Source organism: Streptomyces sp. NPDC101178 (assembly GCF_044767965.1).
Taxonomy (GTDB): domain Bacteria; phylum Actinomycetota; class Actinomycetes; order Streptomycetales; family Streptomycetaceae; genus Streptomyces.
This window is the reverse complement of sequence record NZ_JBIWOZ010000002.1, coordinates 519869-544744: the sequence shown is the minus strand read 5'-3', so window position 1 is coordinate 544744 and position 24876 is coordinate 519869. Positions and strand designations below refer to the sequence as shown.

Genomic DNA, 24876 nt, shown 5'->3' with positions numbered 1-24876 from the left:
GCGCCTATCGTCAAGCCATGTTCGCCGCCTACGCAGCCCGCATCGATCCCGACCAGCCCCTCAACGGCCTTGAGCTGGGCGAACGCCCGGCGCCCGAAAGGCGTCCCGGGTGGAGCACCGTCACCGTCCGGGCCGCCTCCCTCAACCACCACGACCTCTGGTCGCTGCGGGGCGTCGGGCTCTCGCAGGACCGGCTTCCGATGATCCTCGGCTGTGACGCCGCCGGCATCGACGAGGACGGCAACGAGGTCGTCCTGCACTCCGTGATCGGCCAGTCCGGCCACGGTGTCGGGCCGAAGGAGCCGCGCTCCATCCTCACCGAGCGCTACCAGGGCACCTTCGCCGAGCAGGTCACCGTCCCCAGCTGGAACGTGCTGCCCAAGCCCGAGGAGCTCTCCTTCGAGGAGGCCGCCTGCCTGCCGACCGCCTGGCTCACCGCGTACCGCATGCTCTTCACCAACGCCGGTGTCCGGCCGGGTGATTCGGTGCTCGTCCAGGGCGCGGGCGGCGGGGTCGCCACCGCCGCGATCGTGCTCGGGAAGGCCGCCGGGCTCCGGGTCTTCGCCACCAGCCGCGACGAGACCCGGCGCAAGCGGGCGGTGGAGCTCGGCGCTCTGGAGGCGTACGAGCCCGGCGCGCGGCTGCCGCAGCGGGTGGACGCCGTCATCGAGACCGTCGGGGCCGCCACCTGGTCCCACTCCGTGAAGTCGCTGCGCCCCGGCGGCACCCTCGTGATCTCCGGGGCCACCAGCGGTGACCGGCCCTCGCACGCCGAGCTGACCCGGATCTTCTTCCTGGAGCTCAAGGTCGTCGGCTCCACGATGGGCTCCAAGGACGAGCTGGAGGACCTGCTGGCGTTCTGCGCGACCACCGGCGTCCGTCCGGTCATCGACGAGGTGCTGCCGCTGGACCGGGCCCGTGAGGGGTTCCAGCGGCTGGCCGACGGCGAGCAGTTCGGAAAGATCGTGCTCCGGCCGACCGAGTAGCCCCACGGAACTCCCGCTCTCCTCATACTTGAATATGTGTCAGCTTTGCTGATGGGATGCCGCCCATGCGTATGGGCAGAGCACTCATAGCCGTTGTCGTCGCGTCCGTCCTGGCGGCGGGGGCCCTCGCACCCGCCGCCTCGGAGCACCCCGCGTCCACCCGGTCCGCCGACCCGTCGACGTACGAACGTTCCATCCCGCCCCTGACCGACAGCCGGGGCCGCGCCCTCACCCTGCGCGGCTGGAACGTCGAGGACAAGGTGAACCGCGGCGAGGCCGCGCTCAGTGCCATCACCGAACGCCACTTCCGCGACCTGCGGGCGGGCGGCTTCAACTTCGCCCGGCTGCTGGTCTTCTGGGACGACCTGGAACCCCGGCGCGGGCAGTACAGCGAGCGCTACCTCCGAAAGATCGAGCGCGTCCTCGGCTGGGCCCACAAGCACCGCGTCCACGTCCTCATCGACGCCCACCAGGACGTCTTCGGGCCCGCCTTCAACCACCGCGGCATCCCGGAATGGGCCACCAGGACCGACGGCCTGCCGTTCACGCCCAACCCCGACGACTGGTTCTCCGAGTACTTCCAGCCCGCCGTCCAGCGGGCTTTCACCCACCTCTACGAGGACCCCGACCTGCGGCGCGCCCAGGCCGCCATGTGGCAGGTCCTCGCGGAACGGTTCCGCGGCCACCCGGCCGTCATCGGCTACGACCTGATCAACGAGCCGATGGGCGAGCTGCGCGAGGGCGAGGACCTGGCGACCGCCGCCCGCCGCATCGAGGCGCAGCACCTCACGCCGATGTACAACCGCCTCGCCCGCGCCATCCGGGCCAAGGACCCGGAAACCTGGCTCTTCGTCGAGCCGACCCCCATCGTCGGCGAAGGTGTGCCCACCGGCCTCGGCCGCATCCACGACAGCCGGACCGTCTACGCGCCGCACTTCTACAACACCGCCATGGAGGCGGGCGCGGACTACGACCCCGGGGCCGGCTGGATCGAGGCGTACGAGGCCGCCGTCACCGCCTATCCGGCCCGGTACGGGATGCCCGTGGTCGTGGGCGAGTGGGGGCCGCTCAACAACTCCCTCCCGAACATGGGCCGCTTCTACCGCGAGGCCGTCGCCTCCCTGAACCGCTACAGCTCCGGCTGGGCCGGATACGTCTGGTGCTACGGCGGCGGCTACTGCGCGGTCGACGAGCGGGGCCGGTTCCGTACGAACAAGGAGCAGACGGCGACCCCGTACGCCCCGGCCGTCGCGGGCACGGTCCGCTCCGACACGTACGACTCCGAAAGCCGCTCCTACCGCCTCGCCTACCGTGCGGCCACCCGCCCCGGCCTCACGGAGCTGTCCCTGCCGCCCTCCACCCGGGTCTGGCGCGTCTCCGTCACCGGGCGGGCCGCCCACGTCCTCGGCAAGGCGCCGGACGGAGGCCGCCTGGCCGTGGTGGCGTGGCCCGGGGTGGAGGTGGTGGTGACCGTGCGGGAGGCTGGCCCGTATGGACGAACTGACCGCCCCTGAGGGGTTTCTGCTGCGCCCCTGGCTCCCCGCCGACGCCTCCGCCGTACTCCGCGCCTTCGCCCCGGCCGACATGGACCGCCAGAGCGACCGGCCCGTCGCCGACCGGGCCGATGCGCTGGCCTGGATCGGGGACCGTACGCGGGAGAGGGGGGCCCGCACGGGCTACACCTGGGCCGTCGTGGGGGAGGAGGGCGATCCGCTCGGCTGCGTGGCGGTCGACGCCGTCAACCTGATCCATGAAACGGGCTGGATCTCCTACTGGACCACCGAGGCGGCGCGCGGCCGTGGCGTCGCGCCCGCCGGCGTGCGGGCGGTGGCGCGATGGGCGTTCGGCGAACTCGGCCTCCACCGGCTGGAGCTGGGCCACCGGACCGACAACACCGCCTCCTGCCGGGTCGCCGTACGGTCCGGGTTCGCGTCCGAGGGGATCGAGCGGGGCAGGCTGCGCTACGGCGATGCGCGGTACGACGTCGAGCGGCACGCCCGGCTCGCGGACGATGATGTCAACTTTGATTGACGACTCTCCGGCGTCAATGTAGGTTGACATCATGACCGAAGCAACGGATCTGGCAGCACGCGCCGGTGACCGCGACCCGCGCGTCGGGCTGCGGGCGGTGGCAGCGCTGCGGCGGCTGCTGGAGCAGCTGGAAGCCGTACAGGTACGCAGTGCCCGCGTCCAGGGATGGTCGTGGCAGGAGATCGCCGCCGAGCTGGGTGTCAGCCGGCAGGCCGTGCACAAGAAGTACGGGAGGCGCTGATGTTCGAACGGTTCACCCAAGGAGCACGCGTGACCGTCAAAGGAGCCGTGGCGCAGGCGGAGCGTGTCGGCGCCGGATCGGTCACCGAGGAACACCTGCTGCTCGCGTTGCTGGAACGGGAAGGCGGCCGGGCCTCCTTCGCCCTCGCCGCCCTCGGCCTGAGCGGCCGCCGCGCCTCCCTCGACACCGCCTTCGCCGAGGCCCGCCGCCGGGGCGGGCTGACGAAGGCCGACACCGAGGCCCTGGCAGGCATCGGGATCGACGTCGGCGCCATCGTGGACCGGGTGGAAGGGGCCCACGGCGAAGGCGCTCTCACCGCCGACCGGCGCGGCCGCCGGTGGTGGCCGTCGGGACACCGTCCGTTCACGCCGGGCGTGAAGGGCATCCTGGAGAAGTCGCTACGGGTCGCACTGGGGCGCGGCGACCGGTTCATCGGCGAGGAACACCTGCTCCTGGCCCTCACGGCGGCCCCGGGAACCGTCGCCGACGTCCTCGCCGAGCACGGCGCGACCTACGCGACCGTGCACCGAGCGCTGTACGGGCCCGAGGCCGACGGCCGGGGACACGCCGAAGCGGGGTGAGGTGAGGGCGCGGGCAGCGCGAGCGGGGGCGGGTTCCCCGTACGGCAAGGAGCCCGCCCCCGACCCGATCTCGACGTCAGTCCCTCGCGTCGCCCTCGGGCGTCAACAGCGCCTCGATCCGCGCCGCCGCCGCGCCCAGATGGCGGCGGGCCTCGGCCAGCTGGTCCTCCGTGACCCCGTGATCGCGGGCGGTGTCCCGCACGGTGTCGCGGAACCGGTCCAGCAGGCGGTCCAGATCGCGCGCCGGGTCGTCCGTGACCGGGACGTCCTCGCCCCAGCCGGAACCGTCAACGGTCTCCGGCGCTCCGGCCGCCTCGGCGGGCCCGGTGGTCCCGGTTCCGGCGGCCCACGGCTTGCCGAACGAGGACCAGCCGCCGGTGCGGGCGAAGCCGCCGAGCTGTCCGGTGATCTCGGCCAGCCCTTCCCGTACGCCGGCGGGCCAGTCGCCGCGGGCGAAGTGCTCCTGCACCTGACGGGCGGCGTTCTGCATCTGCTCGCGCGCCCGGTCCTGCGCCTCCTTGGCCTGGCGGCGGGCCTGCTGGGCCTCCTCGCGGGCGCGCCGCGACTCGTCCTTCGCCCGGCGCGCCTGCTCCTTCCACTCCTCCTTGGCCTGGCGCACCTCCTCCTTCGCCGCGCGCCACGCCTTGCTGTCCGCGAGGTCGCCCAGATTCCCGAGGTCTGCGAAGTCGCCCAGGTCCCCGAAGGGGGAGGACTGCTTGCCCTGGTCCGTACGGGACTCCGAGGCGGCCGCCCGCATGTCGCTGCGGAGCCGGCCCGCCGCGCCGCGCACGTCGTCGCGGATCTCGGCGGCCAGCTCGGCCAGCGAGTCGCGGATCTCCAGCTCCAGGTCGGCCAGTTCGCCGCTGCGGCCCGCCAGCTCGGCCCGTCCGGCGTCGGTGATCGAGTAGACCTTGCGGCCGCCCTCGGTGGCGTGGGTGACCAGGCCCTCGGCCTCCAGCTTGGCCAGCCGGGGGTAGACGGTGCCGGCGGAGGGGGCGTACAGGCCCTGGAAGCGCTCCTCCAGGAGGCGGATGACCTCGTAGCCGTGGCGCGGGGCCTCGTCCAGGAGCTTGAGCAGATACAGGCGCAGTCGGCCGTGCGCGAATACGGGGGGCATGTCAGAGAACCTTTCCGGTCGGCTCGGCACCGTGCGTGTCGTCCTCGGCCGGGGGCCTGCGGAGCAGGGCGATCGAACCGGAGACGGTCGTCGCCTTCAGGGTCCCCGTGCCGGCGCCGAGCGTGCCGGTGATCTTCTTCGCGCCCCACTGCCCGCCGACCCGCAGGTCCTCGAAGGCGTTGGAGACGGCTCCGCTCGCGGTGTTGGCCTCGACCCTGGCGTCCGCCGGATGCGGCAGCCGGATCGCGATCTCGCCGGAGACCGTGGTCAGCCGGATGTCGGTGGGCCGGTCCGAGCCCGTGCCCGAAGGCTCGACGTCCAGCACCATGTCACCGCTGATCGACTCGGCCCGGACCGAGGCGCCGGCCCCGTCCACCACCGTCAGGTCACCGGCCACCGAGTGGAAACGCAGGTCCCCGGTGACGCGCTGCGCCTCCAGGCTGCCCGAGACGGAGTCCCCGCGGACCGCGCCGGTCAGCCCGACGAGCGCGATGTCCCCGGTGATGCCGCGTACGTCGGTGCGGCCGCTGATCCCGGAGACGACGGCCCCGGCACCGACCACGCCGACCTCCACCGAGGCGGCGGCCGGCACGGTGAGCGAGACGACCGCGCGGCGGTGGCGCCCGTTGGGGTCGAGCCAGCGCAGCAGGTCCTGCCAGGGCAGATCCTCGTACGCCACGGTCAGCCGGCCGTCCTCGTGCGTCACCAGGAGCGGCGGCCCCTCGATGGCGGAGACCTCCAGCCGCGCGCCCGGCTCGTCGGTCCCGACCACGTTGACCGTGCCGCCGACGACCCGTACGTGGAGCGAGGTCACCGGGTCGTCGAAGGTGAGCTTCTGCGGCTCGGCGACGGTCCGCTTCGACACAGCCATGGACAGGACCTCCCGGAAAGGATGACGACGCAACATATCGCGTCTCGTAAGGAACACGATATATCGCGGATCGGGGAAGTCAAGTGTCGCCTTATAGGAGTGCGATGCGGTCAAAAGTCATCAGAGCCGGGCAAATTGTCCTAGCGTGTGCACATGAACGCGACATCCACGGGTGCGCTCCTGCTGTGCCGCGCCGACCCCGAGACCGTACGGCCGCTCGCCCACCTGCTGCGCGAGCAGATGCTGCTGACGCGCGCGGGCGAGGAGTGGAGCGTCCTCGTACCGGAGGGGAAGCCCTGGCGCGGAACCGGTGCTTCCGGTGGCGACCCCGAGCCGGTCGACCGGGTCATCGGCGGCTGGGCCGGAGCCTTGGCCGTCGGCTCCAGCTGGCCGGTGCTGGCCCTGTGGTGGGACGGCGACCGGGCGGGATACACGCTCGCCGCCGGATTCCGCCGTCCCGTCGGCTACATCTGGCTGGCCGACGGTACGCCGGTGGGCGAGGACGAGGCGATGCGTACGTTCGCGGCCCGGCTCGGCCTCGATCCCGTACTCGACCTCCAGGCGCTGGAGGAGCTGACCCGGCCCGACCCCGCATCGGACGCCGACGCCCGGCTGCGCGGCCTGCTCGCGGTCCTGAGCCGTACGGGACTCACTCTGCCGACCGGACTCGGCCCGGGCGGGAGCGCCGACCGGCTGCGCAGTGTGGCGGCGGTGCAGCGCGGGGTGGAGCGCGTCGAGTGGGCCGGGTGGCGTGATGCCGTACGGGTCGAACTCGACGCGGTGGAGAGCAGCAGCCTCGGCCCGTGGGTGCGCGGCCCGCGGGCCCGGGCCATCGCCGCCGCCCAGCTCGCGGCCGGGCTCCCGCTCCTGCTGTGGGGCGCGCGCCGGCGCAGCGGGGGATGGGCGGCCGCGGGGGCGGTCCTCCTGGCACAGGGCGCGCTGGGGCTCGCGTACCACCGGGCCAGGGCGGCCACCGAAAGCACTTAGACGGCCTATGCGTCGTCGTCCTCGTCGTCCAGCCGGGCCAGCCAGGTGGCGAGGCGCTCGACCGGCACCTCGAAGTCGGGGTTGAGGTCGACGAACGTACGCAGCTGCTCGGCGAGCCACTCGAAGGTGACCTCCTCCTCGCCGCGCCGCTTCTCCAGTTCCTCGATGCCACGGTCCGTGAAGTACATGGGAGAAGGATAACGAGGCGCCGAAGGCGGCGGAGACGCCGGAGACCCGGCCCCGCGACGAGCGCGGAACCGGGTCTCCGGTGGGTTGAGCCGTGCGGTCCTCAGGCCTCGAAGACCTCGTTGACCAGCTGCGTCTGCTCGGCCTGGTGGCGCTTGGCCGAGCCGACCGCCGGGGACGAGCCGTGCGGCCGGGAGATGCGGCGCAGGCGCTCGCCGTGCGGCACGTCCGCGCCGACGGCCAGGTCCAGGTGGTCGATCAGGTTGAGCGCGATGAACGGCCACGCACCCTGGTTGGCCGGCTCCTCCTGGGCCCAGAGGTACTTCTCGGCGTTCGGGTACTTGGCGATCTCGGCCTGGATCTCCGCACCCGGCAGCGGGTAGAGCCGCTCCAGGCGGATGATCGCGGTCTCCGCGTCCCCGCGCTTCTCCCGCTCGGCGTCCAGGTCGTAGTAGAGCTTGCCCGAGACGAACACGACCTTGCGGACGTCCTCCGCCTTGACGCTGTCGTCGCCGATCACCGGACGGAAGCCGCCGGTGGTGAACTCCTCGATCTTCGACGCCGCGGCCTTCAGACGCAGCATCGACTTCGGCGTGAAGACGATCAGCGGCTTGTGGTGCGGGTTGTGCACCTGCCAGCGCAGCAGGTGGAAGTAGTTCGACGGCAGGGTCGGCATCGCGACCGTCATGTTGTCCTGCGCGCACATCTGGAGGAAGCGCTCGGGACGGGCGGAGCTGTGGTCCGGGCCCTGGCCCTCGTAGCCGTGCGGCAGCAGCAGTGTGACGCCGGACGTCTGGCCCCACTTCTGCTCGGCCGAGGAGATGAACTCGTCCACGACGGTCTGCGCGCCGTTGACGAAGTCACCGAACTGCGCCTCCCAGATGACCAGGGACTCCGGGCGGGCCAGCGAGTAGCCGTACTCGAAGCCCATCGCCGCGTACTCGCTGAGCAGCGAGTCGTAGACGTTGTACCGGGCCTGCTCCTCGGTGAGGTACAGCAGCGGGGTGTAGTCCTCGCCGGTGACCTGGTCCACCAGGACCGCGTGGCGCTGGCCGAACGTGCCGCGGCGGCTGTCCTGGCCGGCGAGCCGGACCGGGGTGCCCTCCATCAGCAGCGAACCGATCGCCAGGGTCTCGCCCATGCCCCAGTCGATCGTGCCGTTCTCCACCGAGGCCGCGCGACGCTGCATCTGCGGCATCAGACGCGGGTGGACGGTGATCGACTCGGGGATGTTGACCTGGGACTCGGCGATCCGCTTCACGACCTCGGCGGAGACCGCGGTCTCCACGGCGACCGGGAAGGCGGCCTGCGGCTCCTGGATGTGCGGGGCGGCCGGCTGCGAGGTGGCCTCGCGGACCTCGGCGAACACCTTCTCCAGCTGACCCTGGAAGTCCTGGAGCGCCTGCTCCGCCTCTTCCAGCGTGATGTCGCCGCGACCGATGAGGGACTCGGTGTAGAGCTTGCGCACCGAGCGCTTCTTGTCGATCAGGGTGTACATCTGCGGGTTGGTGAACTCCGGGTTGTCACCCTCGTTGTGACCGCGGCGGCGGTAGCAGATGAGGTCGATCACGACGTCCTTGTTGAACGCCTGCCGGAACTCGAAGGCGAGCCGCGCGACGCGGACCACGGCCTCCGGGTCGTCCCCGTTGACGTGGATGATCGGCGCCTCGATCATGCGCGCCACGTCGGTGGCGTACATCGAGGAGCGCGAGGACTCCGGGGCGGCGGTGAAGCCGACCTGGTTGTTGATCACCACGTGCACGGTGCCGCCGGTGCGGTAGCCGCGCAGCTGCGACATGTTGAGCGTCTCGGCGACGACGCCCTGGCCCGCGAAGGCCGCGTCGCCGTGGAGCGCGACCGGCAGGACCGTGAAGTCCGTGCCGCCCTTGTTGATGATGTCCTGCTTGGCGCGGGCGATGCCCTCCAGGACCGGGTCGACCGCCTCCAGGTGCGAGGGGTTGGCGGCCAGCGAGACCTTGATCTGCTCGCCGTCCAGACCGGTGAAGGTGCCCTCGGCGCCCAGGTGGTACTTGACGTCGCCGGAGCCGTGCATCGAGCGCGGGTCCAGGTTGCCCTCGAACTCGCGGAAGATCTGCGCGTACGACTTGCCGACGATGTTCGCCAGCACGTTCAGCCGGCCGCGGTGGGCCATGCCGATGACGACCTCGTCGAGGCGGGCCTCGGCGGCGGAGTCGATGACCGCGTCGAGCAGCGGGATGACGGACTCGCCGCCCTCCAGCGAGAACCGCTTCTGACCGACGTACTTCGTCTGCAGGAACGTCTCGAACGCCTCGGCCGCGTTCAGCCGGCGCAGGATGCGCAGCTGCTCCTCGCGCTCGGGCTGCTGGGCGCGGGGCCGCTCCACCCGGTCCTGGAGCCACTTGCGCTGCTTCGGGTCCTGGATGTGCATGAACTCGATGCCGGTGGTGCGGCAGTACGACTCGCGCAGCACGCCGAGGATGTCGCGGAGCTTCATCATCGACTTGCCGGCGAACCCGCCGACCGCGAAGTCCCGCTCCAGGTCCCACAGGGTGAGGCCGTGCTCGGTGATGTCGAGGTCGGGGTGCTTGCGCTGGCGGTACTCCAGCGGGTCGGTGTCGGCCATGACGTGGCCGCGGACCCGGTAGGAGTGGATCAGCTCGAAGACCCGCGCGGCCTTCGTCACGTCGTTGTCGTGCGACGCGTCGATGTCCGTGAGCCAGCGGACCGGCTCGTACGGGATGCGCAGGGCCTTGAAGATCTCGTCGTAGAAGTCGTTCTGGCCGAGCAGCAGCTGGCTGAGGACCCGCAGGAACTCGCCGGAGGCGGCGCCCTGGATGACCCGGTGGTCGTAGGTCGACGTGAGGGTCATGACCTTCGAGATGCCGAGCTTGTTCAGGGTGTCCTGGGAGGTGCCCTGGAACTCCGCCGGGTAGTCCATCGCGCCGACGCCCATGATGAGGCCCTGTCCGGGCATCAGGCGGGGCACCGAGTGGACGGTGCCGATGCCGCCGGGGTTGGTCAGCGAGGCGGTGACGCCGGAGAAGTCGTCCATGCCGAGCTTGCCGATGCGGGCGCGCCGGACGATGTCCTCGTACGCCTGCCAGAACTCGAAGAAGTTGAGCGTCTCGGCCTTCTTGATGGCCGCGACGACCAGCTGGCGGTCGCCGTTCGGCTTCACCAGGTCGATGGCGAGGCCGAGGTTGATGTGCTCCGGCTTGACCAGGGTCGGCTTGCCGTCCTTCACCGCGAAGGAGTGGTTCATCGACGGCATGGCCTTGAGGGCCTGCACCATCGCGTACCCGATGAGGTGCGTGAAGGAGATCTTCCCGCCGCGGGCGCGCTTGAGGTGGTTGTTGATGACGATGCGGTTGTCGAAGAGCAGCTTCACCGGGACCGCGCGGACGGACGTGGCCGTCGGCAGCTCCAGCGAGGCGTTCATGTTCTTCGCGACAGCGGCCGAGGGGCCGCGCAGCGTCACGTACTCCGGGCCTGCCGGGGCCTCGGTGGAATCGTCCGCCTTCGCCTTCGGCTTGGCGGGAGCGGCGGCGGGCTTGGCGGCCGGCTTGGCCGCCGCGGGCTTCGCCGGGGCCGGAGCCGGGGCGGCCTTGGCCTCGGCGGGCTTGGCCTCCGCCTTCGCCTCCGCCTTCGCCTCGGTCTTCGCCTCGGCCGGCTCGGTGTCGGCCTGCGCCGGGGCTGCCGGAGCGGCGGCGGCGGGCTTCGCCGGGGTGGTGGCCGGGGCCTCGGTCGCCGCAGCCCCCGAGGCTGCGGCGTCGGGAGAGGGCTTGTCCGCCGTGCCGGAGGCGCCCGGCTTGTAGTCGGCGAAGAAGTCCCACCAGGCGCGATCGACCGAACTGGGATCCTGGAGGTACTGCTGGTAGATCTCGTCGACGAGCCATTCATTGGCGCCGAAAGCCGCGGCCGGGTTGGTGCCCGGGCTGGCTTGGTCGGTCGAGATGCTCGAGTTACTGGGGGACTGAGACGACACGGCGGCAACCGCCCTCTTCCGCTTCACAAGGTGATGGACAGCGGAAATCAAGGCTACGCCCCCCAAACCGTTCCTTGCAGACCGGGCCGGTGCTTCGTCGTGCACATCACATCGCAACGCGGGTTTCGGCGCAGGAAATGGCGGGAAACAAGCGAGGTTCCACTGCACTTCGGGTACGCAGGACCGTGGATACGGTCCCAAGACCGTATCCCGTGGAGATCCCGTACAGGATCCCCTTCCCTCAGGACGCGGATGAACGCGTCCTTCCGCTTCGAACCCTATGTCAACCGCATCGTCAACCGCGTCGCTCGGTCAGCCCCGGAAGCGTGACCTGGATGCGGCAGCCCCGAGCGGATTCGGCCACACCGATCCGGCCGCCGTGCAGATCCACCGCCCAGCGGGCGATCGCGAGGCCCAGTCCCGTACCGCCGTCGCTGCCCGGACCGTGCGGTGAGGGCGCCTGGCCCCGGTTGAACCGCTCGAAGACCCGGTGGCGCTCCGCCTCCGGGATGCCCGGGCCCTCGTCGACGACCTCCAGCTCCAGTGACTCCGGGTAGGCCCCGCGCCGGGCCAGGACCGTCACGCGGCCGTGCGGCGGACTGTGCTTGACCGCGTTGTCGATGAGGTTGGCCACCACCTGGTGCAGCCGCTCGGCGTCCGCGTGCGCGGTGAGCTCCGGCGGCGAGACGTCCAGATGGAGATGGACATCCGTACGGGAGTGGTTGCCCGACCCCGACGAGAGATGGCGCTGGGACGCGGCGAGATTGGCTTCTTTCAGTACGCCCGAAAGATACGGCCAGACCTCGAAACGGCGTGCCTTCAGCGCCACCACACCGTTGTCCAGCCGGGACAGGTCCAGCAGCGTCTCCACCAGCCGGCCGAGCCGCTCCGTCTGTTTCAGCGCCGTACGCATCGTCTCGGGATCGGCGGCCGAGACCCCGTCCACCACGTTCTCCAGCACCGCCCGCAGCGCCGCGATCGGCGTGCGCAGCTCGTGCGACACATTGGCGACCAGCTCTTTGCGGTGCCGGTCCTCCGCCTCCAGATCGTCCGCCATGCGGTTGATCGTCTGTGCCAGGTCGCCCAGCTCGTCCCGCCGCCCGGCGCCACTCACCCGGCGCGTGTAGTCGCCGTGCGAGATCGACCGGGCCACGGCCCGCATCTCGTCCAGCGGCGCAGTCAGGCCGTGCGCCACGAACTGCGTGATCAGCAGCGTCGCGATCACCGAGAAGACGGTGATGAACTGGAACTCGGTCCGGGTCCGCAGAGCCACGATCAGCAGTCCGGTGGTGATGAACACCGAGACCACGACCAGCGTGCCGAGCTTGGCCTTGATGGAGAAGGGCCGCATCCCCGACCCTGGCCGGGTCATGGGGCCGGGGTCTCCAGGGCGTAACCGACGCCGTGCACCGTACGGATCCGCTCGGCGCCGATCTTCCGGCGCAGCGCCTTGATGTGGCTGTCGACCGTACGGGTGCCCGAGGCGTCCGCCCAGTCCCAGACCTCGGCCAGCAGCTGCTCACGCGAGAGGACGGCGCGCGGGGTGTTGGCCAGGCAGACCAGCAGGTCGAACTCGGTCGGCGTGAGGTGGACGTCCTCGGCCCGCACCCGCACCCGGCGCTGCGCGTGGTCGATCTCCAGCTCGCCGAGGCGCAGTATGCCGCTGCGCGGCGTGACGGCGGCCAGCGCGGCGCGCTCCACCCGCCGCAGCAGGACGTGCACCCGGGCGGCCAGCTCCCGCATCGAGAACGGCTTGGTCATGTAGTCGTCGGCGCCGACCCCGAGCCCGACCAGCATGTCGGTCTCGTCGTCGCGCGCGGTGAGCATCAGCACCGGCACCGGGCGCGACGCCTGGACCCGGCGGCAGACCTCCAGACCGTCGAAGCCCGGAAGCATGATGTCGAGCACCATCAGATCGGGCTGCCAGGCCTCGGCCGCGTCCACGGCCGCGGGCCCGTCCAGCGCGGTCTGCACCAGAAAGCCCTCCGCCCGCAGCCGGGCGGCAATGGCGTCGACGATCGTGGCGTCGTCCTCGACCACCAGCACCCGGCGTTGAGCCCCTGGGGTGGCCGCGACGCCGTTGTGGGTGGTGTGTGTCTGTTCCATCGCCCCGCCCCTGCCCGTTCTCGCGCGGGGCGAACCCCTGCGAGGCACGGTCTTCGCTCGTGGATTTCGTGGGTGATCCGTATGTGCCGGTCAGCAGCGTAAAGGCAGCGGAGGGCTCCCGGCTACGCAGGGTGTTGTCCCGGAGGTGCGAGAGGGGGCCGGACGCAGCGGCGGATCGTCGGCCTTGTGAAGGTTGCCCCGTCTCCCACCGGACCCGTACATACCGGGAGGGGGCTTCGCGGGGTGTTCACAGACTTCGCGATGCGAGATGGACCACGTCCGGCACACCTCGGGCAACAGCCACTTCTTCGGTCCTAACCCCGCTGAACCCGGCATTCCGTAACGCCTCCTCGAAGGCCGGAGACGGCTGCGCGGACCAGACGGCGAGCACACCGCCCGGGTTCAGCCGGTCATGGCAGCGGGCCAGCCCGGCGGGGGAGTAGAGGCTGCCGTTGTCCTCGGTGACGGTCCAGTCGGGCCCGTTGTCGATGTCCAGGCAGAGCGCGTCGTAACGCTCCGTGGCGGTACGGAGGTGGGAGACGAGATCCGTGTGGAGGACCTCGGTCCGCGGATCGGCCAGCGCAGCCCCGGAGATCCGCCCCAGCGGCCCCCGCCGGTGCCAGTCGACGATCGCCTGCTCCCGCTCCACCACCACGATCCGCCCCCACCGCGCCTCCCCGGCGGCCCGCACCAGCGAGAACCCCACCCCGAGCCCGCCGATCAGCACGGACGGCCAGCTCCGCCCGGGGGGCAGCGAGCCGAGAGCGGCGTCGACCAGCAGCCGTTCGGAGCGCCCGTCGGAGGTGTCCATCAGGAAGCACCCGTTGGCGATGATCTCGAAGTGCTCCCCGCGCTTCCGCAGAACGACCTCGCCGAAGGGGCCTTCGCGGCGGTCGAGGGTGGTGGGGGCGGGAGGAGTCGCGGTGCGGGGGCGGATCTGGGTGTCGGGCTCCATGGGGCGGATTGTAGGAGGGCGGCAGCCGCGTTCTCAGCTCCTTCGATCTTCACGAGAACCTCACGTGAGGGATTCCGGCCGGCCGGCCCTCTCAGCGGCCCGGGTGGGGGCCGCGCAGCGCCAGGAGCGCCGCCCCGACCACGTACGCCGTCCCGGCCACCGCCCAGGCCGCCGCCTCGGGCCCCGGCTGCATCGGCCAGGCCCAGTACGCCGCCGCCCCGCCCGGTGTGCGGGGCGCGGCCAGATAGACCGCGCCCCCGTAGACCGTCATCGGCAGCCAGCTCGCCCGCGCGCCCAGGACCACGGCCGCCGCCGCCGTCACCCCGGTCGCGCCCACCACGTTGCGGACCATCGCCGGCGCGCCGAACTGCTCCGGATGGCCGGGGACGGCCAGGGCCAGGGCTGCGGCCGTGAGCGCGGTGAGGGCCAGCACGTACGCCAGCCGCCGGGGCCACCAGCGGCGAACGGCCGTCCGGTCCAGCTCCTCGGTGTGCGAGAGGAGCCCGGTGCCGATCACGGCGGCGGCGAGCAGCGGGGCCAGCGAGAGGACGGGGATGCGGGCCTTGTGGTCGAACTGCGGCCGGCTCCCCAGCCAGTTGGCGGCCCACGCGGAGAGCAGGGCGATGACCACCAGAGCGGCCAGGGTCGCCGGGAGGGCGCGGGAGCGCAGATAGAGGACGGGCAGCCCAAGTCGTACGCAGGTCGTCACAGCGCCGGCACCGCCTTCGGGTCGCAGCTGGTGCGGGTGGCCAGATAGCGGCCGAGCCAGGCCCGGCGCTGGGCGTCGCCCATGACCGTGAGCCGGTCGAGGCCGGGCATGTCCAGGCCGGGACCGGCCAGGGGGGCCAGCCACCACGCCACGGCGTCATCGGTCTCCCACATGCGCAGCGTGGTGCGGTCCTCGGCCATGATCACGGCCAGGGGGCAGTCGCGGTCGGCGAGGCGCAGGACCGTCTGGTGGGCGTAGTCGGCGGGATCGGAGAGCCTGTCGCGCACCACGGTCCAGCCTCGGGTGTGGTGGGGCAGTGCGGAGGCGCCGGACGGTGCCGGTCCGCCCTCGGGGACGTGGACGTACCGCCGCGGAGCCCCCGGAACCCCGTCCAGGCGGGAGAGCGGCCCGGCCAGCGCGTCGGACACCTGGGACAGCAGCGGGCCCTCCAGCCCGCTCACACAGACCTGCGGCACCGAATCCGTACAGATCAGCCGCTCCGTCACCGGGTCCGCCCGGAACAGGCCGTCACCGCCGCTCACGATCGCGGGCGCGACGAGGGCGGCTGCCGCCAGCGGGACGACCGCGAGGAAGCGGCGCCGGACGGCGTACGCGATGACCAGAGCGAGCACCGGAGCACCGGTCCAGAGGACCATCACCGGCACGAACCACGCCACCGGCACCCGGTCGGAGAGGTGGTACTGCTCGGCCGGGTTCAGGAAGCGGAGGCCGGATTCGGAGTACGAGGGGATGCCGAGGACGAGGTACGTGGCCGCCGCGAGCACCGGCGCGGCCAGCCGCCACCGCCACAGGCGTCCCAGCACGAACCCGGTGAACGCGGCACACACCAGGAACCAGGCGTCCACAGCGGTCATCCCCACCGACGGCCCGCCCGCCCCGGCATACGGCCAGGTCGCGGCCAGCGCCCCCACCACGGCCACCAGATGGCCGACGACCGCCCACACCGCGACCGGCAGCGCCGCCATCACCAGCTGGGCAGGACGGCCGCGCGGCACCGAGAGCCGGAGGGCGGTGGTGTTACGCCGGTGCTCACGGCCGCCCTGCCAGCACCCGGCGGCCGCGGCCAGCGGCCCGGCGAGCAGGGTGGCGGTCGAGTGCAGCAGCTCCTGTGTATCGCTCCAGCCGCCCTGCCACTGGGCGGCCTTGCCGATCATCGGCACGCCGATGGTCAGGGCGACGGCCGGGGCGGTCCAGGGGGCGATCCCGCGCCGCAGCTCGGCCCGGAACGCGGCACGCGCCGGAGGGCGGACGCGGGGTGGGGAGGTGGCCGGAGCGGTGGGCTCCGGGGGGCTCATCGTGTGCGTCACGCCCCCACCGCCGTACGGTGTGCGCGCAGGGCGGCGGTGTAGCCGCGCTCGATCGGGTTGCCGCCGAGCCCGTCCGCCGCGTCGCCCAGCCCGATCAGGTCGGCGGTCGTGCCCCGGTAGGCGACCCGGCCCGTCTCGATCAGAGTCACCTCGGTGCAGGCGGCGGCGACGTCCTCGACCAGATGCGTGGAGACGATCACCGTGGAGGTCCGGCCCAGCTCCCGCAGCAGGGCCCGGAACTCGACGCGCTGCTCCGGGTCGAGACCGGCGGTCGGCTCGTCCAGCAGCAGGAGCGCGGGTTCGTTGACGATCGCCTGGGCGATGCCGACCCGCCGCACCATGCCGCCGGAGAGGGTCTTCACCTTGGCGTCGATCCGCTCGCCGAGCCCGACCCGTTCCACGGCCTGCTCGACCGCCGCCCCGACCGCTGCTCCGTCCATCTCCTTGAGCCAGGCCACGTACCCGACGAACTCGCGGACCGTGAACCCCGGGTAGTAGCCGAACTCCTGCGGCAGATAGCCGAGGAGCCGCCGTACGGAGGCCCGTTCGCGGTGATCCCCGCCCCGGCCGACCTCCCGCCCGAGCAGCTCCACCCGCCCCGCGTCCGGGGCCGAGACGGTGGCCAGCACCCGGATGAGGGAGGTCTTGCCCGCCCCGTTGGGCCCGAGCAGCCCGTGCACACCCGGAAGGAAGTCCAGGTCCACGGCGTCCAGGGCGGTCGTTCTGCGGTGCCGGACGGTCAGGCCGGCGACCTTGGCGCTCACGGTGTCTCCAGATGGTCGAAGGAGCGGCGGCGGGCGGCGAGCAGCAGCGCGCACGCCACGGCCCCGGCGGCCCAGCCGCCTTGTACGGAGGATCCGGCGAAGTACGGGGAGGCCCCCGCCATCAGCGCCGCACCGGCCGGTCCGGTGGCGGCGGCGGGAGCGACGACGAAGGCCAGCCAGGCCCCACCGACGGCAGCCGCCCCCCGGCGGCTGCCGACGAAACTGCCCAGCGCGAGCGCCGCGAGTGTCAGCGCCAGCCCCGGCAGCAGCCAGGCGGCCGCCCCCGGTCCGCCCGCCGCGACCGGCAGCACCGCCCCGGCGAGGGTCAGCGCCGGGATGCTCACCGCGAGGACGGCGGCGGCCCGGGTCAGCGGCAGCCGCAGCCCGCCGGACGGGGTCGCGGTGGCGATCTCGTACAGCGGATCGGCGTGGCGCCCGTACGACAGGGCGACCCCGGCGAGCGGCAGCACCGGCGCCGTCACCAGCAGCAACGGCCGCACCGATGCTCCGAGCCCGGCCCCGTACGACAGGGCGACGGCCCCGAGGGCGACGACACCGAGCGCCGCCAGCCAGGCCCCCCGCAGTGCGGGCCCGGCGGCCCACACGACCCGGGCGGCCCGTGACAGGCGCGGGGGCACCCCCGTGGTCCCCGCGCCTGTGCCGATGGCTGTGTTTGTGCCTGTGCTGATGGCTGTGCCGATGCCTGTGCTGATGCCGGTGCCTGTGCCTGTACCTGTGCTGATGGTGGTGTCGGCGTACGCCCGGGAGCCGACGCCCTCCCGTGGTTCCCCGACAGCCCGCTCCAGTACCGCCGCCCGGATCCCGGCCAGCGCCGCCCCGGTCTCCGCCACCGCCCGGACCGCCGACGACACCACGGCCGCGCAGTCCCCGCACGTCTCGACATGCTTCTCCAGGGACCAGGCGTCGCTCTCGGCAGCCGTACCGGCGGCGTACCGCGCGGCCAGCTCCCCGCCCACGTGCCAGTCCGGCCCCGGACCGGAATCCTGCCGCCTCATGCCGTACCTCCCAGCGCTTCGCCGTCCGGCGCCAGCCGTTCCAGCGCGGCCCGCAGCTCGCGCCTGGCCCGCATCGCACGGGTCTTGACCGTGCCTTCGGGAATGCCGAGCAGCGCGGCCGCCTCCCTCGTCGACAGCCCGTCCACCACCGTGGCGCGCAGGACATCGCGCAGCTCCGGCGAGATCCCGGCGAGCGCGGTGCCGACGTCCCCGTACTCCAGGCCCGCCAGCACCCGGTCCTCGGCGGAGGGGGCGACGGTCTCCGGCACCGCGCTCGGTGCACGGTCGGCGCGGGCGCCCGCCCGCAGGGTGTCGACGAGCCGGCGCGAGGCGATCACCCACAGCCAGCCGCCGACCTGCGCGCCCCGGTGCGAGGCGGCGGAGCGCCACACGGTCACGAAGGTGTCCTGGAGCACTTCGCGTACGGTCTCCGCGTCCGCGCATCGCCGGGCGAGCCGGGCGTGCAGCCAGCCGGCATGCCGGTCGTAGAGCGCGCCGAGCGCCTCCGCGTCCCCGCCCGCGACGGCGCGCAGCAACGCCGCGTCGTGGCTCTCCGTACCGTCATCCCGGTCTCCCCCCGCAGGGCGCAACAGCCTCACACCCTCCCTATCGCCCGCCGGACCGTATCCGGTTCACCGGGCAGCGAGAGCGGTCTTGACGTCCTGGAGTCCCGGGGTCCCGACGTCCCGAAGTCTCGTGATCCCGAGGTCCCGGGGAATAGCCGCTCCGTGCCGGGCGCTCCCGTGGACACGGGGCTCATCAGGCCTCCGGACACAAGGCCACCAGGCCTCCAAGCCTTGATCGCTCACAGCGAACAGCACGCGGGGAACATTCGGCGGCTCACAAGCATTGAGTCCACATAGCTCAACTTGCCTGCCGAAGGGGAGATCATGACTACCGAGTCCAAGGCGTTCACACCGATCGACCTGCCCGTGCTGCCGCTCGACGACGAGGTCGTCCTGCCCGGCATGGTGGTGCCGCTGGACCTGTCCGACACCGAGGTGCGCGCCGCCGTCGAGGCCGCGCAGGCCGCCGCCCGCCCCGGTGGCGGGAAGCCCGAGGTGCTGCTGGTCCCGCGGATCGACGGGACGTACACGGGGACCGGTGTCCTCGGGACCGTCGAGCAGGTCGGACGCCTGAGCGACGGCGACCCGGGCGCGCTCATCCGGGCCCGCGACCGGGTCAGGATCGGAGCCGGGACCAGCGGCCCGGGGCGGGCGCTCTGGGTCGAGGGGACCGTGATCGATGTCGTCGTACCCGAGCCGCTGCCGGGTTCGGCCGCCGAGCTGGCCAAGGAGTACAAGGCGCTCGCCACCACCTGGCTGAAGAAGCGCGGTGCCTGGCAGGTCGTGGACCGGGTCCAGCAGATCGAGGACATCTCCGCGCTCGCCGACAACTCCGGATACTCGCCGTTCGTCACCACCGCGCAGAAGGTCCAGCTCCTGGAGACCGTGGACCCCGTCGCGCGGCTGAAGCTCGCCACCCAGTGGCTGAGCGAGCACCTCGCCGAGCAGGATGTGGCCGAGTCCATCGCCAAGGACGTCCAGGAGGGCGTGGACAAGCAGCAGCGCGAGTTCCTGCTGCGCCGCCAGCTGGACGCCGTACGCAAGGAGCTCTCCGAGCTCAACGGCGACCCGGAGGACGAGTCCGACGACTACCGGGCCCGCGTCGAGGCCGCCGATCTGCCCGAGCACGTCCGGACGGCCGCGCTCAAGGAGGTCGAGAAGCTGGAGCGGTCCAGTGACCAGTCTCCCGAGGGTTCGTGGATCCGCACCTGGCTGGACACCGTCCTCGAACTGCCGTGGAACGAGCGCACCGAGGACGCCTACGACATCCGTGGCGCCCGTGCCGTCCTGGACGCCGAGCACGCCGGTCTCGCCGATGTGAAGGAGCGGATCACCGAGTACCTCGCGGTGCGCAAGCGGCGTGCCGACCGGGGGCTCGGTGTGGTCGGCGGGCGCCGTGGCGGTGCCGTGCTCGCGCTCGTCGGTCCGCCCGGTGTCGGCAAGACCTCGCTCGGGGAGTCCGTCGCGCACGCCATGGGCCGTGAGTTCGTCCGGGTCGCGCTCGGCGGTGTCCGGGACGAGGCGGAGATCCGGGGCCACCGGCGTACGTACGTGGGTGCTCTTCCCGGACGCATCGTGCGGGCGATCAAGGAGGCCGGTTCGATGAACCCGGTCGTCCTGCTCGACGAGATCGACAAGGTCGGCTCCGACTTCCGGGGCGACCCGGCCGCCGCCCTCCTCGAAGTCCTCGACCCGGCCCAGAACCACACCTTCCGCGACCACTACCTGGAGGTCGAACTCGACCTCAGCGACGTCGTCTTCCTGGCCACCGCCAACGTCCTCGAATCCATCCCCGAGGCCCTTCTCGACCGCATGGAGCTGGTCCGGCTCGACGGCTACACCGAGGACGAGAAGGTCGTCATCGCCCGGGACCATCTGCTCCCGCGCCAGCTGGAGCGAGCGGGCCTGGAGACGGACGAGGTCGCCCTGGAGGAGTCGGCGCTGCGCAAGCTGGCCGGCGAGTACACCCGCGAAGCCGGCGTACGGAATCTGGAGCGGGCCGTCGCCCGGCTGCTCCGCAAGGTCGCGGCCCAGCACGAACTGGGCGACCGCGAGCTGCCGTTCACGGTGACCGACGCGGACCTGCGCGGTCTCATCGGGCGCCCGCACCACGTGCCCGAGTCCGCCCAGGACCCGGCCGAGCGCCGCACCGCGGTGCCGGGCGTGGCCACCGGGCTCGCGGTGACCGGCGCGGGCGGTGACGTCCTCTTCGTCGAGGCGTCGCTCGCGGACCCCGAGACCGGCGCGTCCGGACTGACCCTGACCGGTCAGCTCGGCGACGTCATGAAGGAGTCGGCGCAGATCGCGCTGAGCTTCCTGCGGTCGCACGGCGCGGAGCTGGAGCTGCCGGTCGCGGACCTCAAGGACCGCGGCGTGCACATCCACTTCCCGGCCGGAGCGGTCCCGAAGGACGGCCCGAGCGCGGGCATCACGCTCACGACCGCGCTGGCCTCGCTGCTCTCCGGACGCCTCGTCCGTACGGATGTGGCGATGACCGGTGAGGTCTCGCTGACCGGGCGCGTCCTGCCGATCGGCGGCCTGAAGCAGAAGCTGCTGGCGGCCCACCGGGCGGGCATCACCACCGTGGTGATCCCGCAGCGCAACGAGGCGGACCTGGACGACGTCCCGGCCGAGGTGCTGGAGAAGCTGGACGTCCGCCCGGTCACCGACGTCCGCCAGGTCCTGGAGATCGCCCTCGCCCCGGCCTCTGCCCCGGCGGAAAGGATCCCGGCCGCGGCCTGACCGCCACGCAGTGACGGGCGTGGCATCAGGTGCACGGCCGGTACGGACGGCCCGCTTCCCGAGTCGACGGGGGCGGGCCGTTCCGCATGCACCGCAGCACGGTGCTCAGGGGCGGTAGATCGTGCCCGGCTCCGGGACCGCCGGAGCCATCAGCTCGGGAACGGTCACGAAGGTGTAGCCGTCCTTCTGCAGCGCGTCGATGATCCCCGGCACGGCGGGCACGGTGCCCTTGTAGATGTCGTGGAGCAGGATGATCCCGTCCCTGGCCGCCTGGTCCAGGATCCGCTTCTCGATCAGCGCCGGGTCGTTCGTCGAGTAGTCCTTCGCGGTGGCGCTCCACAGCACCTGCGAGAGCCCCAGCTCCTTGCTGACCTCGGTGACCTTGTCGTCGGTGCGGCCCTGCGGCGGGCGCATCAGCCGGGGCTTCTTCCCCGTCACCTTCTCGATCGCCACCTGGGTCTTCTTCAGCTCGGCCCGTATCTCGTCCGGCTCCTGGTCGGTGAGGATCTTGTGCGTCCAGGTGTGGTTGGCCACCTCATGGCCCTCGTCCTGGATGCGCCGCACGGTCTCCGGGTGTTCGAGGACGTGGTGCTTGCCGAGCAGGAAGAAGGTCGCGTGGACCTTCTTCTCCTTCAGGATGTCCAGCAGCCGAGGCGTGTCCTTGCCCGGCCCGGCGTCGAACGTGAGCGCGATGCACTTCGCCTTACGGCAGTCCGCGCGGCCGAAAGAGCCCTTGGCGTCGGACGCCGCGTCCTGCCGCGCCGAGCCCGGAGCCGTCGTCTCCATCGAGCATCCGCTGAGCGCCAGTGTGAGCGTCGTCACGAGGACGGCGGCCAACCCGCCCCCGAGCAGGGTCATCTTCTTGGGCACGGGCACACCACTCCTCTGCGCGGAAACCTCCGCACAGGTGTGCGGTACGCCGAGGACTATACATAGCGGGTATACATTGAGTTCATAGTGGGGTGCGGGACAGCGCGAAACCCCGGTGACCTGCGGTGACGTCACCGGGGTGGGCTCGGGCAGGGGTCAGCCGTTGGCCAGTGCCTGTACGCGGTCGAGCGCGCCGTTGAAGCGGTTGTGGTCGCCGACGACCGGACCGGTCGAGGTGTACTGCCACATCGTGTGGACGGGCCAGCCGGCCGGCAGCTCGCCGACCGTCGTGTTGTACCGGGCCACCCAGAGCGGGTTGGTGGCGCCGAAGCTCGCGTTGTTGCCGGTGCAGTCCTTCCACCAACTGGTCGCGGTGTAGATCACCGCGTCCCGGCCGGTGCGGGCCCGGTAGGTGTTCGTGAAGTCCCGGATCCAGTTCACCATCCCGGCCTGGCTGAGGCCGTAGCACTGGGCACCGTACGGATTCCACTCGATGTCGAGCACGCCGGGCAGGGTCCGGCCGTCCCGGGACCAGCCGCCGCCGTTGTCCACGAAGTAGTTGGCCTGCGCGGCGCCGCTCGCGGTGTTCGGGGTGGCGAAGTGGTACGCGCCGCGGATCATGCCGACGTTGTAGGAGCCGTTGTACTGCTGCGGGAAGTAGGGGTTCTTGTAGTACGTCCCCTCGGTGGCCTTCACGTAGGCCCACTTCACCCCGCTGTTCCACAGGGTCTGCCAGGCCACGTCGGCCTGGTGGCTGCTGACGTCCACACCCTCGGTCTGGACGACCCGGGAGTCCCTCGGCGGTCCGCCCTGTCCGTCGTGCTCGATGACGCCCTGGCCCATCCTGGCGGTACCGCGGGCGGGTGGCGCGGTGGCGCTGTCGGCGTCGGCCGCGGTGGCGGCGCCCGGCAGGGTCAGGAGGAGGGCGAGCGCGGCCAGGAGGGCGCCGCCGGCGGTGAGGCGCGAGCGGCGGGAGGAGCCGGATCTGTGACGGTGCAGGGGCATGGGTGTGCCTCCGGGGTGGGATGACGGGTATCCACAGTCGTGGCGTGCTCATGTCATTCGTATGATCCGGCGACGACGCTACGCACGTAGACCCGGCGTACGGAAGAGGGCCTGCCCGCCGCCGTTGGTCTACGCCTGCGAAATACTGGCCGAGCTGCGGCGTTGACCGGCCGCGGCAGAAACTTTCATCGGCAGGAAACCGTACGAGGGGTGCTGACGTGCACGGGAGCGAGAGCGCGCGGGAGCCGGGCGCGACTGCCGGGACTGGTGTGGACCACGAATTCCTGGCGCTGGAGCGCGAGCTGGCGGTCTTCCTGCGCCGCGCGCGGGCCAGCTCCGGGGAGATGGCCCGCGAGGTCCACCCCGAACTGGAGCCCGCCGCCTACGGCTTGCTCGTCCGCCTGGAGTCGGCCGGCCGGCAGCGGGCCACCGAGCTGGCCGCCTACTTCGGCGTCGGCAAGGCCACCATGAGCCGTCAGCTGCGGGCCCTGGAGGACCTCGGGCTGGTCGCCCGCGAACCCGATCCGGCGGACGGCCGCGCCTGGCTCGTCCGGCTGACCGACGAGGGCCTCGCCCGCTTCCGCAGCGTCCGCGACGCCCGGCGCGGGCAGTACGTCCGCAAGCTGGCCGACTGGGACCGCGCCGAGGTGGCGGAGCTGGCCCGGCTGCTGCACCAGCTGAACACCCGCGCGGAGGAGTGACGTCCGGCCGCCCCCGGCCCCTACGGCTCCACGAACACCGCCGTCGCGTCGTCGTGCGTCTTCCTCCGCCGCAGCCGTACCCGCCCGGCGGCCGCGTCGGCGGCCTCCAGCTCCCGTACGCGATCGATCAGCCCCCGCGGGCCCGCCTTGCGCAGCAGCTCCGGCACGTCCGCCCAGTCGCCCTCGCGGAACACATCCGTCCACCGGCCCGCCCCGTCCGTCAGCCCGGCCAGCGACCGGACCTCATCGGCCGGGACGGTGCCGGTCACCGCCCGTGCGGCCACCGCCGGGTCGGCCGCGGCGGTGAAGAAGCCGCCCTCCTTGTTCCGCAGCAGGCCGTCGACCGTCGCCGCCGAGGCCAGCGAACCCGGCGGCAGGCGGTCCAGGCGGTCGTCCACGACCGCACGGACCGTGCCGTCCGGCGCCTCCAGCAGGAGCACGGCGTCGGAGAGCACCAGGTACTCGATCGCGTGTTCGCTCCAACGCGCCAGAGCCACGGTCGCCTGAGGCGTACGCGCGTGAGAAAGGTCACAGGTCGCCCGGTGGGCGTCGGCGGTGCGCCGGATGGAGGCCGACAGAATCTCGGCCAGGTCCATATCTCGCCGTGAACCCGACAGTTCCACCAGTGCGCCGCCCAGCCGGGCGGCGAACCACGGGACGGAGTGCACACAACCGTCGTCCCCCTCCGGCGGCGTGACCCCGTCCAGCACCACCAGCGCTCCCCCCTGGCCGGACGCCGGGAGGGCGGCCGACACCCAGTCCTCGTTGGGGCGTTCGGGATCGCCGGGGGCGGTGACGAGTTCGAGGCGCATGCGGCCAGTCTGCACGAGGCCTTCACCGAGCCCGCACGGGAGCGGTTTCCAGCCGTACCAGCAGGTCAACGCGGGCCCGGTGGGCGGAGGGCGGGGCTCCGGGGAGTGCGGGCGGGCATCTTGCCAAAGGCCGCGCCGAAGTTCCACCCCGCGCCCGATGCATGGTCAGAGGCGCACGTGGGGAAACTTGTTCGCCAACTCAAGAGTGATGTTCACTCGTTCGAGTGGCGGAGTGGTTGATGCGCGTCCCCCTCTCAAAAGCGCTGGAATGGTCAGAAGCCGTACCAGGAGCGGGGGGTCCTTCTATGTGACCGAGCGTCACCTCTGCTTCAAGG

Annotated in this window: 23 protein-coding genes; 8 read left to right on the top strand and 15 right to left on the bottom strand. The window is 72.1% G+C overall.

What is annotated here, in order from left to right; genetic code table 11:
* Positions 1-17: 17 nt before the first annotated feature.
* The 5 genes from ACIRR8_RS06520 to ACIRR8_RS06500 all read left to right on the top strand — a co-directional run bounded on the left by ACIRR8_RS06520 (position 18) and on the right by ACIRR8_RS06500 (position 3839).
* The gene (locus ACIRR8_RS06520) at positions 18-986 is read left to right on the top strand and encodes a zinc-binding dehydrogenase (protein WP_404059745.1); all 969 of its coding nucleotides are present in this window, start codon (positions 18-20) and stop codon (positions 984-986) included.
* 65 nt (positions 987-1051) lie between these two features.
* The gene (locus tag ACIRR8_RS06515; RefSeq protein ID WP_404059742.1) at positions 1052-2500 is read left to right on the top strand and encodes a cellulase family glycosylhydrolase; all 1449 of its coding nucleotides are present in this window, start codon (positions 1052-1054) and stop codon (positions 2498-2500) included.
* Positions 2478-3017 carry a GNAT family N-acetyltransferase gene (locus ACIRR8_RS06510; protein ID WP_404059739.1) on the top strand — a complete coding sequence of 180 codons (540 nt, stop codon included), beginning with the start codon at positions 2478-2480 and terminating at the stop codon, positions 3015-3017. Before ACIRR8_RS06515 ends, ACIRR8_RS06510 begins: the two co-directional genes overlap by 23 nt.
* A 31-nt stretch (positions 3018-3048) precedes the next feature.
* The gene (locus tag ACIRR8_RS06505) at positions 3049-3258 is read left to right on the top strand and encodes a sigma factor-like helix-turn-helix DNA-binding protein (protein ID WP_006127526.1); all 210 of its coding nucleotides are present in this window, start codon (positions 3049-3051) and stop codon (positions 3256-3258) included.
* The gene (locus tag ACIRR8_RS06500) at positions 3258-3839 is read left to right on the top strand and encodes a Clp protease N-terminal domain-containing protein (protein ID WP_404059736.1); all 582 of its coding nucleotides are present in this window, start codon (positions 3258-3260) and stop codon (positions 3837-3839) included. Before ACIRR8_RS06505 ends, ACIRR8_RS06500 begins: the two co-directional genes overlap by 1 nt.
* Before the next feature lie 76 nt (positions 3840-3915).
* Here the strand turns inward: ACIRR8_RS06500 and ACIRR8_RS06495 are convergent, their stop codons facing one another.
* Both ACIRR8_RS06495 and ACIRR8_RS06490 read right to left on the bottom strand, forming a co-directional pair.
* Positions 3916-4956, bottom strand: a complete 1041-nt coding sequence (locus ACIRR8_RS06495) for a helix-turn-helix transcriptional regulator (RefSeq protein WP_404059733.1) — start codon at positions 4954-4956, stop codon at positions 3916-3918.
* A gap of 1 nt (position 4957) precedes the next feature.
* Positions 4958-5827, bottom strand: coding sequence for a DUF4097 family beta strand repeat-containing protein (locus ACIRR8_RS06490; protein ID WP_404059730.1), 870 nt, complete (start codon positions 5825-5827; stop codon positions 4958-4960).
* Positions 5828-5980: 153 nt separating this feature from the next.
* Here ACIRR8_RS06490 and ACIRR8_RS06485 point away from each other — a divergent pair, with 153 nt between their 5' ends.
* On the top strand, positions 5981-6814 hold the full coding sequence (locus ACIRR8_RS06485) for a hypothetical protein (RefSeq protein ID WP_404059727.1): 834 nt from the start codon (positions 5981-5983) through the stop codon (positions 6812-6814).
* Between the two features lie 5 nt (positions 6815-6819).
* On the opposite strand, the gene ACIRR8_RS06480 is transcribed toward ACIRR8_RS06485, so the two are convergent.
* The 10 genes from ACIRR8_RS06480 to ACIRR8_RS06435 all read right to left on the bottom strand — a co-directional run bounded on the left by ACIRR8_RS06480 (position 6820) and on the right by ACIRR8_RS06435 (position 18444).
* Positions 6820-7002 carry a DUF6104 family protein gene (locus ACIRR8_RS06480; RefSeq protein WP_067035457.1) on the bottom strand — a complete coding sequence of 61 codons (183 nt, stop codon included), beginning with the start codon at positions 7000-7002 and terminating at the stop codon, positions 6820-6822.
* 101 nt (positions 7003-7103) lie between these two features.
* Complete coding sequence (locus tag ACIRR8_RS06475) at positions 7104-10967, bottom strand: multifunctional oxoglutarate decarboxylase/oxoglutarate dehydrogenase thiamine pyrophosphate-binding subunit/dihydrolipoyllysine-residue succinyltransferase subunit (protein ID WP_404059724.1); 3864 nt, start codon at positions 10965-10967, stop codon at positions 7104-7106.
* A gap of 295 nt (positions 10968-11262) precedes the next feature.
* Positions 11263-12339 carry an ATP-binding protein gene (locus ACIRR8_RS06470; RefSeq protein ID WP_404059721.1) on the bottom strand — a complete coding sequence of 359 codons (1077 nt, stop codon included), beginning with the start codon at positions 12337-12339 and terminating at the stop codon, positions 11263-11265.
* Positions 12336-13073 carry a response regulator transcription factor gene (locus tag ACIRR8_RS06465; RefSeq protein ID WP_109163638.1) on the bottom strand — a complete coding sequence of 246 codons (738 nt, stop codon included), beginning with the start codon at positions 13071-13073 and terminating at the stop codon, positions 12336-12338. The genes ACIRR8_RS06470 and ACIRR8_RS06465 overlap by 4 nt, the downstream gene beginning before the upstream one ends.
* Positions 13074-13320: 247 nt before the next feature.
* Positions 13321-14028 (bottom strand): spermidine synthase, encoded by a 708-nt coding sequence (locus ACIRR8_RS06460; protein WP_404059718.1) that lies wholly within the window; start codon positions 14026-14028, stop codon positions 13321-13323.
* 91 nt (positions 14029-14119) lie between these two features.
* On the bottom strand, positions 14120-14737 hold the full coding sequence (locus tag ACIRR8_RS06455) for a hypothetical protein (protein WP_404059715.1): 618 nt from the start codon (positions 14735-14737) through the stop codon (positions 14120-14122).
* Positions 14734-16065, bottom strand: a complete 1332-nt coding sequence (locus tag ACIRR8_RS06450) for a hypothetical protein (protein WP_404059712.1) — start codon at positions 16063-16065, stop codon at positions 14734-14736. The genes ACIRR8_RS06455 and ACIRR8_RS06450 overlap by 4 nt, the downstream gene beginning before the upstream one ends.
* Complete coding sequence (locus ACIRR8_RS06445) at positions 16062-16829, bottom strand: ABC transporter ATP-binding protein (RefSeq protein ID WP_404059710.1); 768 nt, start codon at positions 16827-16829, stop codon at positions 16062-16064. Before ACIRR8_RS06445 ends, ACIRR8_RS06450 begins: the two co-directional genes overlap by 4 nt.
* Positions 16826-17845: a zf-HC2 domain-containing protein gene (locus ACIRR8_RS06440; RefSeq protein ID WP_404059707.1), complete on the bottom strand. Its 1020-nt coding sequence runs from the start codon at positions 17843-17845 to the stop codon at positions 16826-16828. The genes ACIRR8_RS06445 and ACIRR8_RS06440 overlap by 4 nt, the downstream gene beginning before the upstream one ends.
* On the bottom strand, positions 17842-18444 hold the full coding sequence (locus tag ACIRR8_RS06435; protein ID WP_404059704.1) for an RNA polymerase sigma factor: 603 nt from the start codon (positions 18442-18444) through the stop codon (positions 17842-17844). Before ACIRR8_RS06435 ends, ACIRR8_RS06440 begins: the two co-directional genes overlap by 4 nt.
* 291 nt (positions 18445-18735) lie before the next feature.
* On the opposite strand from ACIRR8_RS06435, the gene lon reads away from it, so the two are divergent.
* On the top strand, positions 18736-21153 hold the full coding sequence (gene lon, locus ACIRR8_RS06430) for an endopeptidase La (RefSeq protein ID WP_404059702.1): 2418 nt from the start codon (positions 18736-18738) through the stop codon (positions 21151-21153).
* A gap of 105 nt (positions 21154-21258) precedes the next feature.
* Here lon and ACIRR8_RS06425 read toward each other — a convergent pair whose 3' ends face one another.
* Together ACIRR8_RS06425 and ACIRR8_RS06420 are read right to left on the bottom strand one after the other, a co-directional pair.
* Complete coding sequence (locus ACIRR8_RS06425; protein WP_404060702.1) at positions 21259-22011, bottom strand: polysaccharide deacetylase family protein; 753 nt, start codon at positions 22009-22011, stop codon at positions 21259-21261.
* Positions 22012-22179: 168 nt separating this feature from the next.
* Entirely contained in the window at positions 22180-23028 is an 849-nt protein-coding gene (locus ACIRR8_RS06420) for a lysozyme (RefSeq protein ID WP_404059700.1), read from the bottom strand.
* A 218-nt stretch (positions 23029-23246) separates the two neighbouring features.
* Between ACIRR8_RS06420 and ACIRR8_RS06415 the strand changes: the two genes are divergently transcribed.
* On the top strand, positions 23247-23729 hold the full coding sequence (locus tag ACIRR8_RS06415; protein WP_026241087.1) for a MarR family winged helix-turn-helix transcriptional regulator: 483 nt from the start codon (positions 23247-23249) through the stop codon (positions 23727-23729).
* A 20-nt stretch (positions 23730-23749) separates the two neighbouring features.
* On the opposite strand, the gene ACIRR8_RS06410 is transcribed toward ACIRR8_RS06415, so the two are convergent.
* The gene (locus ACIRR8_RS06410) at positions 23750-24541 is read right to left on the bottom strand and encodes a hypothetical protein (RefSeq protein WP_404059697.1); all 792 of its coding nucleotides are present in this window, start codon (positions 24539-24541) and stop codon (positions 23750-23752) included.
* Positions 24542-24876 lie beyond the last annotated feature (335 nt).